The organism is Phenylobacterium sp., assembly GCF_030680185.1.
In the GTDB taxonomy this organism is placed as follows: Bacteria; Pseudomonadota; Alphaproteobacteria; order Caulobacterales; family Caulobacteraceae; genus Phenylobacterium.
In genome coordinates this window covers 63,591-76,393 of sequence record NZ_JAUXVZ010000030.1, presented here as the reverse complement: position 1 = coordinate 76,393, position 12,803 = coordinate 63,591, and the positions used below count along the sequence as shown (strand labels likewise).

Below are 12,803 nucleotides of genomic sequence, written 5' to 3'. Positions count from 1 at the left end.
TTCGCCATGGCAGACGACAGCGACATGACTGAGGACAACGGACCCGACGCCTGGGGTGGCGGCGGCGCCGAACCCGATCCCTTCGCCGGGGCCGAACGGATCCTCAATCAGGACGAGATCGACAGCCTGCTGGGCTTCGATCTGTCCGACGACGAGTCGTCGGAGCGCACCGGCATCCGCGCCATCATCAATTCGGCCCTGGTCTCCTATGAGCGCCTGCCGATGCTGGAGATCGTTTTCGACCGCCTGGTGCGGTTGATGACGACGTCCCTGCGCAATTTCACCTCCGACAATGTCGAGGTCAGCCTCGACAACATCTCGTCGATCCGGTTCGGCGACTATCTGAACTCCATCCCGCTGCCGGCCATCCTGGCGGTCTTCAAGGCCGAGGAGCTGGAGAATTACGGCCTGCTGACGGTCGATTCCAACCTGATCTATTCCATCGTCGACGTGCTGCTGGGCGGACGCCGGGGCACGGCGGCGATGCGGATCGAGGGCCGCCCCTACACCACCATCGAGCGGGTGCTGGTCCAGCGGATGGTCGAGGTCGTGCTGGCCGATGCGCGGGCCGCCTTCGAGCCCCTGACGCCGGTCTCGTTCGTGCTCGACCGGCTGGAGACCAATCCGCGGTTCGCCGCCATCGCCCGGCCGGCCAACGCCGCCATCCTGGTGAAGCTGCGCATCGACATGGAAGACCGCGGCGGGCGCATCGAGCTCCTGCTGCCCTATGCGACGCTGGAGCCCATCCGCAAGATGCTGCTGCAGCAGTTCATGGGCGAGAAGTTCGGCCGCGACAATATCTGGGAAGGCCACCTGGCCACCGAACTCTGGACCACCCAGATGGAGGTCCGCTGCGTCCTGGACGAGCTGCAGATTCCCCTGCAGCAGCTCCTGAACCTGCAGGTCGGCGACACCATCACCCTCAACGCCACGCCGGAATCGCCGGTGGAGCTGAGGGCCGGCACCATCCCCCTGACCCGCGGCCATATGGGCCGCCGCAATCACAACATCGCTGTCCGCGTCGAGGCTCCGCTCTCGCCGCAGGCCCGCAAAGCCGTGCAGAGGATCTGATGAGTCTGGTGGCGATCTCGATGAACCTGCTTCTGGCGGTGCTTCTGGCCGCAGCCCTGGTCATGGGCTGGCGGCTGAACCGCCGGCTGAAGGCCCTGCGCGACAGCCATGAGGGCTTCGCCCAGGCCGTGGCCGAACTGGACGCCGCCGCCCGGCGGGCCGAACAGGGCCTGGCCGATCTGCGCGCCGCCACCGACGAGGCCGCAGAGACCCTGGGCGACCGGGTGTCGGAGGCCCGCCAGCTCTCCACCCGACTGGAGCGCCAGATCAAGGAAGGTCCGGCCCTGCATCAGGCCGAGGAGGCCGAGCGCGCCGCCGACCGCCGTCTGGGCTCGCTGCTCTCGGGCGCCCATGAGCTGCGCCCCGCCCGTCCGCGCGCCGAGCCTGACCGCCCCACGCGGCCTCTGTCGCGTCCCATCGGCCAGCCGGTGTCGCGCATGGCCCGAGCCTTGGAAGACGATCTGTTCGACAGTCCCGACGCCGCCGGCGCGGGCGACCTGCGCAGGGCCCGCCGATGAAGTCTATTCCCCGCATCCTGCCCATCGTCGGCGTCGCCATCGGCGGCGTCCTGCTGGTCAATGCGCTCGCCGGCGCCCAGTCCCTGCCGGAGCTGGTCTCCGGAGCCCGGGCCTTCGCCGAAGAGGCCGTCGGCCAGGCGCCGGCCGAGAAGTCCGAGACCGCCGTCGCGCCGACGGGGGAGGGCGCCGACGCTGCGGCCACCACCTCGATCCCCAAGCCGGTCCAGGCCTGCGCGCCGACGGCGGCCGAACTCGCCCGTGAGGCGGGCCTGTCGCCGGCCGAGCTGCAGGTGCTGCAGAGCCTTGGCGAGCGGCGGGGTCAGCTGGACGCCCGCGAACAGTCCATGGAGACGCAACTGGCCCTGATGGCCGCAGCCGAGGCCAAGCTGGACGCCAAGGTCAAGGCGCTGAACGGCCTGAAGAGCGATATCGAGGGCCTGATGGGCCAGGCCGACGCGGCGGAAAACGCCGAGGTCGCCCGGATGGTCAAGGTGTTCGAAGGCATGAAGCCCAAGGACTCCGCGGCGCGGATGACGGTGCTCGACGACTCCGTGCGCCTGCCCATCGCCGCGGCCATGAAGGAGCGTGCGCTTTCGGCCATGCTGGCGGCCATGCCGCCGAACGAGGCCAAGAAGCTGACCGAAAGCCTGGCCAGCCGCTTCGACACCGCCCGCACCCTTGGACAGGCTCTGGAGAAGACCGAGGCTCAGGCCGCCGCCGCGGCGCCGGCCGCTGCGCCTGCGACCAAGGCGGGCGCCTGACCCCATGAATCTCCGGCGGGCCCTCCATACCGGCGTCGCAGCGGCGTGTATCGCCGCCACGGCCGCCCCGGCAGGTCTGTCGGCCCAAACTGCGCCAGCCAAGGCCGCGCCAGCCAAGGCGGCGTCTGCGCCCAGCGCCAATCCCCTTCAGGTGCGCGTCGCCCAGGCGCGGGGCTTCTCGCGCATCGAGTTCCAGTGGCGCGGCCAGGCTCGGATGACCAGCCGCCAGGCCGGCCAGGTGCTGACCCTGCGGTTCAGCCGCGACGCCGAACCGGACATGACGCGGTTGCGCGTCTCCCCGCCCAAATGGCTGAAGGGCGCCGAGGCTCGTCATGTGGGCGGCGTCCTGGAGCTGGACCTGATCCTGGAGGAGGGGGCGCAGGCCCGGACGGGCCAGGCCGACGGCGTCGCCTTCGTCAACATCTTCCCGCCCGCCGAGGTGGCCGAGGCGCCCGCTGCGCCCGCCCTGGGCCTGCCGGCCCCAGCCCCGACGGCGGCCGCGGAGCCCGAGCCTGTCCGGCCCAATCCGGTCCCTGCCGATGGCGTCGTGCGCCTGGACGCCAAGCTGCAGGGCAGCCAGGTTCTGCTGAGCTTTCCCTGGGCTGCGCCCGCGGGCGCGGCGGTGTTCCGCCGGGGCGACGCGGTCTGGGTGGTGTTCGACGCGCCCGCACGCCTGGACGTCGCCCGCGCGCCTCGTGGCCTGCGCCAGTTCGGGCGCATGGAGGCCTTCCGCGGTCCCGACTATTCCGCCGTCCGTATCTCGAGCCCCGTGAACACCCCGGTGTTCGTGATCAGCGAGGGCGCCACCTGGACCATCGCCCTGGGTCCGGGCGCCCAGGCCCAGCCGACGCCGATCCGCGTGCGCCGGGACGAGACCGGCGGCCCGGCCTCGCTGACGGCGGCGGTCTCCGGCGTCACGCGCATCGTCCGGATCCCCGACCCCATGGTCGGCGACACCCTCACCGTCGCCACGGCGCTGGGCCCGCCCAAGGGGCTGCTGTCGCGGCGCGAGTTCGTGCAGATGTCTCTCCTGCCCTCGGTGCAGGGTCTGGCGATGGAAAGCTTCGCCGAGGACATCACCCTCACGCGCCAGGGCGATCTGGTGGCCATCGGCCGGCCGGCGGGCCTGGCGCTGTCCTCGCCGTCGGCCATAGCCAACCGCCGGGAGGTCCCCAGCGGCGCCCCGCAGCCCGCCGGCCGACCGGCCCTGATCGACTACGACAACTGGCCCAAGACCGGGTCGGGCGGTTTCCTGGCGCGCTACAACGCCCTGGTGACGGCGGCGGCCGATGAGGGGATCGAGGGCGCCGAGAGCAAGGTCGCGGCCCGCATGGCCCTGGCCCGCTTCCTGGTGGGCTCGGACCTCGCCTTCGAAGCCATCGGCGTGCTCAACGACGTGGCGCGCCAGCACCCGCAGCTGCTGAACGATGCGGAGTTCCGCGGCCTTCGGGGGATCTCCCGGGTCATGGCGCGGCGCTACAAGGAGGCGGCGGCCGACTTCTCCTCGCCGGTCCTGGCTGACGATTCTTCGGCCGCCCTGTGGCGCGCCTATCTGGCGGCGGAAACCGCCCAATGGCCTGAGGCGCGGCGGGAGTTTGCGGCCGGGGCTGCGGCCTACAACCAGTTTCCCGCCGTATGGCGATCCCGCTTCGCCCGGGCCGACGCCAAGGCGGCGCTGGCCCTGGGCGATCTGGATGGCGCCAACACCCGCATCCGCATGGCGCTCGAGGAAGAGACCGACGCGGTCGAACAACTTCAGGCGCGCCTGCTGCAGGCTCAACTGTCGGAGAAGGAGGGCCAGACGGGACGGGCCCTGCGTATCTACCAAGCCGTCGCCACCGCACCCCTGGACCATATCGCCGCGCCGGCCCTGCTGGCCGCCACCCGCATCCGCTTCGAAGAAGGCGCCATCACCCCGATCCAGGCGGCGGCGGCCTATGACAGCCTGCGATTCCGCTGGCGGGGCGACGCCACCGAACTGGCCACCATCCGGGCGCTGGGCCGGCTCTACCTGACTCAGGGGCGCTATCGCGAGGCGCTGGAGGCCCTGCGCTCGGCCGGTCAGCGGCTGCCCGACCTGCCCGAAGCTATCGGTTTGCAGGCCGACCTGTCAGCCTCGTTCCGCGCGCTGTTCCTGGAGGGCCTGGCCGATGGGCTGGAGCCGGTGCAGGCGCTCGCCCTGTTCTTCGACTTCAAGGATCTGACCCCGCTGGGCGTCGATGGCGACATGATGGTCCGCCGTCTGGTCCGCCGCCTGGTGGATGTGGACCTGCTGAACCAGGCCGCCGATCTGCTGGCCTATCAGGTGGACAACCGCCTCGACGGCGTGCCCCGCGCCCAGGTGGCTACCGACCTGGCCCTGATCTATCTGATGGACCGCCGGCCCGAGCAGGCCCTGATCGCCATCAACGGTTCGCGCTCCACCGTCCTGCCCACCGCCCTGAACCGCGACCGCCGGCTGATCGAGGCCCGCGCGCTGTCGGATCTTGGCCGGCTCGACCACGCCTTGGAGGTGCTGGCCCGCGACGACTCCGCCGAGGCCCGCGACCTGCGCGCCGAGATCGTCTGGAAGCAGAAGGACTGGCCCGAAGCCGGCAAGCTGTTCGAAGCCTCCCTGGGCGAGCGCTGGAAGAGCCAGGAACCGCTTTCCATCGAGGATGAGGGCAAGCTGCTGCGGGCCGGGGTCGCCTTCAGCCTGGCCGGCGACGATGAGGCGCTCGCCCGCCTGGAGACGCGCTACACCCCCTTCCTCGAAAAGGCGCGCAATCCCGAAGCCCTTCGTGTGGCGCTGACCGGCGTGGCCACAGGCCGCATCGGGGTCGGCGAATTCGGCCGCATGACCGCCGACAATGAAGCCTTTGCCGGCTGGGTCGGCCGCATGAAAGAGAAGTTCCGCCAAGCCGCCCCAGCGGCGGCCAAGACCGCCGACGCCGGCGCTGCGCCCAAGCAAGGTTAGGCGACAGCAGCGAGCCATGTCTCGCAAGCTTCACAAAGACGACATGGACTTCGGCTAAAGCCGCCGGGCAGTTTACCGGCAACTTTCGCCGCCCGCCTGGCCGCATGGCCAGTCGCTCCCCTGCGAGCGCTATCGCGGACGTTCCTGAACCAGGGCTTAGAGGCTGCATCAGACTCAAATCCGCGGTGTGACCGCTTGAGCCGCCGCGCCCGCGCGGCGGGTGGGGGACGACTATGGTTCGATTCAGCTCGACGGGGCCTCGGGGCCTCATACTGACAACTGCCGCCCTGGTGGCCGCCTTCAGCGCGCCGGTGGCGTGGGCGCAGGCGCCCGCAGCGCAACTCGCCGGGGTCGTGCGCCAGGCCCAGACCGGCGCGCCGCTCTCGGGCGTGCTGGTGCGCATCGAGGAGACGGGCCGGACCGCCGTGACGGACTCCGAGGGCCGCTACCGGTTCGGCGCCCTGACGCCGGGCGCCTACAATCTCACCCTGCAGTATCTGGGCTTTCCGACCGGTCGTGAAACCTTGACCCTCGCGGGCGGCGAGAGCGCCGAGCAAGTTTCGGTGCTGGGCGCGGGCACGGTGACGGAGTTGGTGGTCGTCGGCCAGCGCGCCGCCCAGGCCCAGGCGCTCAGCCGTCAGTTCGCAGCCGATAATATCAGCAATATCGTTTCGGCCGACCAGGCCGGCCGCTTCCCCGATCTGAACGCCGCGGAGTCCCTGCGTCGCATGCCCGGCGTCTCGGTGCAGCGGGAGGTTGTCGCTGGCGAGGGCCGCTACGTCTCCATCCGCGGCTTGGACAGCGGCCTGAACAACACCCAGATCAACGGGATGAACGCCGCTCAGCCGGAGAAGGAAAACCGGCGGGTGCCGCTGGACATGGTGCAGACCGCGGCCCTGTCTTCGATCACCGTGCACAAGACCCTGCTGCCCGACCATGAGGCTGACGGCATCGGCGGCGCGGTGGTGCTGGAGACGGCGACTGCCTTCGACTTCGCCGGAAACGTCATCGACCTGACGCTCAGCGGCTTTCATCACGACCTGGCGGGCGAGACGAGCCCGATGATCCAGGCGACGGCGGCGCGCCGGTTCGGCGATCAGCAGCAGTTCGGCGTCCTGGTCTCGGCCGCTTGGTCCAAGCGCAAGACCCAGGGCTTCGTCTTCTACAATGACGAGGACTACCTGGCCTATGTGGAGGACGATCCCAGCGCAGGGGTCACGCCCCTGCAGTTTCACCTCACCCAGTACGAGGATGATCGGGAGAATATCTCGGCCAATCTGGCGCTGAACTGGGCGGTTTCGGACGCCACCGAGCTGACCTTCAAGGGCAGCTATAATCGGCTTTACGACCAGGAACTCAGCCGCGCCCTCTATTTCGAGGCCGGGACCGACGAGTACGATGACGACGGCGCCCTGATCCTCACCGAGCCGGGCACGGCCTCGATCTTCAATCAGTATGAAGAGACCGAGCTTACCCAGCAGTCCTATGTTCTGAGCGGCGTGACCCATAGCGGGGCCTTCACCTACGAGTACGGCCTGGGCTTCTCCACCGGCGTGCGCAATGAGCCCTTTGATAACGAAGTCGCCTTCCAGGTCGAGCTGGACAGCAATCTGCTGGACTATGATCTGTCGGGCGATTTTCCGCGGCCCAACCTGTCGGCGGCCGATCTGGCCCGCATCGCCGATCCCGCGAACTATGAGCTCGGCTACAACGACATCGATATCGATGACCAAGAGAACACCCGCTACGCCGCGCACATCGACATCACCTATGAGCCGGCGTCCGACTTGCTGCGCAGCGTAAAGGTCGGCGCCAAGGCCGAGCGCTCCAAGCGCGTCCTGACCGAAGGCAATGTGATGGAGCTGGAAGGCCCGCTCAGCCTCACCGACTTCGGCGTCGGCCCGCTGGTGGATGTCTCGGCCACAGGGGCGCCCTACGCGCCGTATCTCTCGCTGAACATCGACCAGGTGAAAGCCTGGCGCGCCTATTCTCAGATGCTGGTCGACACCGATCCCGACTTCGAGAACGCCTATGTCGAGGATGGCGTGATCCCGCTGGACGCCGACAGCTATGAGAGCCGCGAGGACGTCTTCGCGGCCTATGCCATGGCCAAGGCCGACTGGGGCGCTTGGGAAGTGATCGGCGGCCTTCGCGTGGATCACACCAAGGTCGAGTCGGACAACTGGGAGGCGGTCGAACTCGAAGACGCCGATCCGCAGTTCCGCCGCATCACCGGCAAGGCCGACTACACCAGCTGGCTGCCGCGGGTTCAGGTCAATTATCGCCCGTCCGACAATCTGGTGTTCCGCGGGGCCTTTTTCACCTCCATCGCCCGGCCCGAACCGCTTTTCATCTCCGGCGCGACGGAGATCGAGGAAGATGATGGCGAGGTCGATGTCACGATTGGCAATCCGGGCCTGAAACCGGCCTACGCCTATAATTTCGACCTGGGCGTGGAGCGCTATTTCGGCTCGATCGGGGTGATCTCGGCTGGCGTCTACTACAAGCGGATCGAGCGCTTCATCTTCAGCGGCATCGCCATCGAGGCCGAGGGCGATCGGGCGCGTTTCGAGAACGATCCCCGCCTGGCCGGCAAGGTCATCGACGACATCGTCACCTATGCCAATGGCGAGGACGCCACGGTCTATGGGGCGGAGTTCAACCTGGTCCGGCAATTCATCGAACTGCCGGGCGCCTGGAACGGCCTGGGCGCCTACGCGAACGCCACCTTCCAGAGGAGCGACGCCGATACGGGCGTCGAGGGCATTGAGGGTGGCGACTTCTTCAATGCGCCGGAAACGATCTTCACCGGCGCGGTCACCTACCAGAAGCACGGGGTCGAAGCGACGCTGGCCTATGGCTGGCGCGACAGCCAGGCGGTGCGGTTCTCCAGCTACGGGACCCGGATTGTCGAGGAGCCCTATGGCTCGCTGGACGGTCAGTTCCGTTACGCCCTGACGTCCAAGGCCAGGATCTTCGTCAATGCGGTCGACCTGCTGAACGATGGCGACAAGCCCATCGTCGATGAACGCTATGGCGAGGGATCGCGGTACCTGGAGGGGGCCACCTATAGCGGGCGCACCGTCACATTCGGCGTCAACTATCGCTTCTAGGGCCTGAGGAGATGGTGATGGACTGGCCGGAGCGGGTGTTTAACGACAAGGGGCGCGCCGCTCCGGCGCGGACAGGGCGAGGGGAGCCGATCTCCGCGCTCATTGACCGCCGTCGCCTGTTGCTGGGGGCGGCGGCGCTGTCCCTGGCGCCCGTCGCGGCGTCGGCGGCGGGCGGGCTGGGCTTCCCGCCGCTCTCGCTTTCGATCGGTCCGCGTGAGGCGATCGCGGCGGGCTATCGCCGCGACATCGTCCTGCGCTGGGGCGACCCCCTTTGGTCGAACGCCGCGCCCTTCGACCCGAGCCGCCCGGATTCTGACGCTGCGGCGCGGCAGTTTGGATTTAACAACGACTACACGGCCTTCCTGCCCCTGGAGGACGGCGAGCCCGACCGCGGCCTGTTGGTGGTCAATCACGAATACCCGAACCCGCACCTGATGTTCGGCGCTCTTCAGGAGGCGTCCGCCGCAGCGGAGATGAGCCTGGAGCAGGTGCGCGTCACCATGGCCGCCTGCGGGATGTCGGTGGTCGAGCTCCGCCGCGCAAATGGTGTCTGGAAGGCTGTTCTGGACAGCCCCTTCAACCGCCGGGTGACGGCGACCACGCCTGTGCGCATCTCCGGCCCGGCGGCGGGACATCCCAGGCTGCGGACGGCCGCCGATCCCAGCGGGCGCGCCGTGTTGGGGACCCACGACAACTGCAATGGCGGCGTCACCCCCTGGGGGACGGTGCTGTCAGGAGAGGAGGGTTCGGCCGACTTCTTCGGCGGTGATGTCAGCCGCCATCCCGACCCGGCGCATCTGGCGCGCAATCACTATGCCGACCTGGAGCCCCACGGCCGATACGGCTGGGCCCGGGCCGATCGTCGCTTCGACATCAATCACGAGCCCAACGAGCCGAACCGCTTCGAGTGGGTGGTGGAGATCGACCCCTTTGACCCTGACGCTGCGCCCGTGAAGCGCACGGCTCTGGGCCGCTTCGCCCATGAGGGCGCCCAATGCGCTCTGGCTCCGGACGGCCGGGTGGTCGTCTATCTCGGCGACGACTGGGAATATGAGTACTGCTACCGCTTCGTCACGGCGCAGCCCTTCGATCCGAACAACCGTGCGGCCAACCGCGACCTGCTCGACGAGGGCGTCCTCAGCGTCGCCCGCTTCTCGGCCGAAGGGACGGTGGATTGGCTACCCCTGGTCTACGGCGTCGGACCGCTGACGACTGAGAACGGCTTCCACAGCCAGGGCGACGTGCTGGTCGAGACCCGCCGCGCGGCGGACCTGTTGGGCGCCACGCCGATGGATTCGCCCGAGGGCTATCTGCCGGACCCGAAGACCGGGCGCATCATCATCGCCCTGACCGGCGCCGACGAGGCTCGGACCGCCGGGACCAACGCCGCCAATCCCCGGGACGAGAACGCCGCGGGCCATCTGCTGGAGCTTGTCCCGCCCGATACCGGCCTGGGACCAGACCACGCCGCCGATCGCTTCGCCTGGACCATCTTCGCCCTTTGCGGCGACCCCGCCAAGCCGGGGGAGGGGGCGCGCTTCCATCCCGCGGCTGGGCCCGAAGACTGGTTCGAGGCGCCGGACAACCTGGCCTTTGATGCGGTCGGCCGCCTCTGGGTCTGCACAGACGGACCCGGACGCCGGGACCACGACGGGCTCTGGGTGATGGCCACAGACGGCGAGGCCCGCGCCTGGCCGCGCCTCTTCTATTCGCCGCCCGCTGGGGCTGAGTGCTGTAGTCCGGCCTTTACGCCGGATGGATCGGGTCTGTTCCTGGCGGTCCAGCACCCCGCCGAAGGGGCGGCCTCGCTGGCGGAGGTCACAGAGCGCTGGCCAGAGCGTGATCCGGCCCTAGCGCCCCGGCCCTCGGTGATCTTCATCAGCCGCATCGACGGGGGTTCGATCCTGGGTCAGCACACCTGACGACATCGGTATTGAAGCCACGAATCCTTTGACCTGCCGCCGTGCGCCGTGGCTTCGTTCGGCAAACAGCATATCGGAGGAGGTCTGGGCGATGGCGCAGTTCGGGAGCTATCAGAACGAGATCTATGGGCTGGGCCTGCGCGGCGTGCTGCCCGGCGTGCCGGTGGACTATGCGACCCTGGTCAAGCGGGCCACGGCGGCCATGCCAGGTCATGTGCTCAACTACGTCCAGGGCGGCTGCGGCGACGAGTTCACCCAGGACCAGAACGCGGCGGCCTTCCACCACTGGGGCATGGTCCCGCGCATGATGGTCGAGACCAGCGTGCGGGATCTGTCTGCCGACCTGTTTGGCCACACCTATCACTCCCCGCTATTCATGGCGCCGATCGGCGTGACGGCCATGTGCAGCCAGGACCAGCACGGCGACATCGCTGCGGCCCAGGCCTCGGCCATGACCGGCGTGCCCATGGTGGTCTCGACCCTCGGCAATGACACCCTGGAAGATGTGGCCCCGCACCTGGGCGACACGCCTGGCTTTTTCCAGCTCTACACCCCGCGCAACAAGGACCTGGCCGAGAGCCTGATCCGACGCGCCGAAGCCGCCGGCTATCGCGGGATCATCGTCACCCTGGATACCTGGGTGACCGGGTTCCGCCCCCGGGACCTGAACGCCGGCAACTTCCCCCAACTGCGCGGCCACGTGCTGAAAAACTACACCGCCGATCCGGTCTTCCAGAAGCTGCTCGGCAAGGACGCCTCGGAGTCGCCGGCCGAGGCCGTGGCCCTGTGGGGCTCGCTGTTTGGCCGGCCCATGCTGTGGGAAGACATCGCCTGGCTGAAGTCCGTCACCAAGCTGCCGATCATCCTGAAGGGTATCTGCCATCCGGACGACGCGCGGAAGGCCGTCGATATGGGCGCCGACGGCATCTACTGCTCCAACCACGGCGGCCGGCAGGCCAATGGCGGCATCGCGGCCATCGACATGCTGCCCGATGTGGTGAAGGCCAGCGGGGACGTGCCCGTCTGGTTCGACTCCGGCATCCGCTCGGGCTCCGACGTGGTCAAGGCCCTGGCCATGGGCGCGGCGGCCGTGGGCGTAGGGCGCCCCTTCGTCTACGGCTTGGCCCTGGATGGCGCGGCCGGCGCAGCCCACGTCCTGAAGTGCATCCTGGCCGAGGCCGATCTCTTCATGGCCGTGAACGGTATGCCGACCCTGGCCGACCTGAGGCGCGAGGGCGTGCGGCGGCTTTAGGCGCGTCTGGCCCTTGGCTCAGACAAGGGGTCACAAAGGACACGAAGGTCAGCGAAGGCCACGAAGAGCGGAGCCGCCAGACCCTTTGTGTCCTTTGCGCCCTTCGTGTCCTGTCGTCGTCTCAGCGCTGACGCGCCTTGGCGTTCAGGAGCCGCTGACGTCTTCGGTGTAGAGCGTGCGCAGGCGTTGGATGTCCGCCGCATCGACCTCCAGTTCGGCGGCCAAGTAGCCCTCGACGCCGCCATAGCGGCTGTCGATCTCGGCGAAGAAGGCCTCGAGATAGGGGCGCTCGACGCCGCCCAGGACCTCCAGAACGTCGGCCGGCATCCCGGCCATAGGGCCGGAGTCGCCCGAGATCCGGTGGTGCTGGTTCGACAGCAGGAAGTCCTCGATCACCGTCTCGCGCGGCACACCCAGGGCCGAGAGGATCAGGGCGGTCTGCACGCCCGTGCGGTCCTTGCCGGCCGAGCAGTGATAGAGGATGGCGCCGTCGTCGCCCTCCAGCAGTTCGGCGAACACGGCGCGGAACTGGGTCTTATGGCTGTCCACCACGGCCGGATAGAAGGCGGTCATGGCCGCGCGCACCTTGTCGGCGCTGGGGCCATCGGCGAAGGCGGCCATGAAGGCCGAGATGTCCATCTCATAGTCGTGGCTGACCATGGTGGCGCCGGTCTGCGGCCAGCGGGTCGGCTCGTCCTGGCGCTCACCGACCGAGCGCAGGTCGTAGACATAGCGGATGTCCAGATCCTGGATCTTGGCGAAGTCGTCGGGGTTGAGGCCCGACAGCGCCGCCGAGCGGTAGATCTTTCCCCAGCGCACGAAACGGCCGTCCTGGGTCTCATAGCCGCCGACATCGCGGAAGTTCATGGCGCCGGCCAGCGGCACCAAGCGTTCGGCCAGGCGGTACCGGGTTCCGTCCGCCGCGCGGAGCATGAAGTAGTGACGGGCCTCAGGGGAGGCCGGCGCCACGCTGTGGCGGCCGTCCCCGTCGGCGGACGAGATCAGGGTCATCTGTTCGAGGGACGCCTTCGGGTCGTGGCCCATGAAGACGTCGACCGCCGCGCCGTTGGTCTCGGTCCAGGATAGGGCCAGGGCGCCGTCCGGACCTCGGTGGGCCTCAGCGTTGACGATGGCGGCCTGGGCTGTTCCGGCGAAGAGGCAGAGCGCGGAAATCAGGGCGCCGCGGCGGGCGGTCGATCGCATCATGAGG

Annotated in this window: 8 protein-coding genes; 7 read left to right on the top strand and 1 reads right to left on the bottom strand. The window is 68.8% G+C overall.

The genetic code is table 11. The annotated features are described in order from the left end of the window. The first annotated feature begins 24 nt into the window (after positions 1-24). From fliM to Q8L83_RS06170, 7 genes are all read left to right on the top strand, one after another. Positions 25-1,071, top strand: a complete 1,047-nt coding sequence (gene fliM / locus Q8L83_RS06200) for a flagellar motor switch protein FliM (protein WP_370868360.1) — start codon at positions 25-27, stop codon at positions 1,069-1,071. Beyond that, entirely contained in the window at positions 1,071-1,589 is a 519-nt protein-coding gene (locus Q8L83_RS06195) for a DUF6468 domain-containing protein (RefSeq protein ID WP_305285445.1), read from the top strand. The genes fliM and Q8L83_RS06195 overlap by 1 nt, the downstream gene beginning before the upstream one ends. Further along, positions 1,586-2,350 (top strand): MotE family protein, encoded by a 765-nt coding sequence (locus Q8L83_RS06190; RefSeq protein WP_305285444.1) that lies wholly within the window; start codon positions 1,586-1,588, stop codon positions 2,348-2,350. Before Q8L83_RS06195 ends, Q8L83_RS06190 begins: the two co-directional genes overlap by 4 nt. A 4-nt stretch (positions 2,351-2,354) precedes the next feature. Further along, on the top strand, positions 2,355-5,306 hold the full coding sequence (locus tag Q8L83_RS06185) for an endoglucanase (protein ID WP_305285443.1): 2,952 nt from the start codon (positions 2,355-2,357) through the stop codon (positions 5,304-5,306). A gap of 233 nt (positions 5,307-5,539) precedes the next feature. After that, positions 5,540-8,419, top strand: a complete 2,880-nt coding sequence (locus Q8L83_RS06180; RefSeq protein ID WP_305285442.1) for a TonB-dependent receptor — start codon at positions 5,540-5,542, stop codon at positions 8,417-8,419. 17 nt (positions 8,420-8,436) lie between these two features. Continuing rightward, positions 8,437-10,341 carry a PhoX family phosphatase gene (locus Q8L83_RS06175; RefSeq protein WP_305285441.1) on the top strand — a complete coding sequence of 635 codons (1,905 nt, stop codon included), beginning with the start codon at positions 8,437-8,439 and terminating at the stop codon, positions 10,339-10,341. A gap of 91 nt (positions 10,342-10,432) precedes the next feature. Next, positions 10,433-11,593 carry an alpha-hydroxy-acid oxidizing protein gene (locus Q8L83_RS06170; protein WP_305285440.1) on the top strand — a complete coding sequence of 387 codons (1,161 nt, stop codon included), beginning with the start codon at positions 10,433-10,435 and terminating at the stop codon, positions 11,591-11,593. Between the two features lie 144 nt (positions 11,594-11,737). Here the strand turns inward: Q8L83_RS06170 and Q8L83_RS06165 are convergent, their stop codons facing one another. After that, positions 11,738-12,799 carry a tyrosine-protein phosphatase gene (locus Q8L83_RS06165; RefSeq protein ID WP_305285439.1) on the bottom strand — a complete coding sequence of 354 codons (1,062 nt, stop codon included), beginning with the start codon at positions 12,797-12,799 and terminating at the stop codon, positions 11,738-11,740. Positions 12,800-12,803 lie beyond the last annotated feature (4 nt).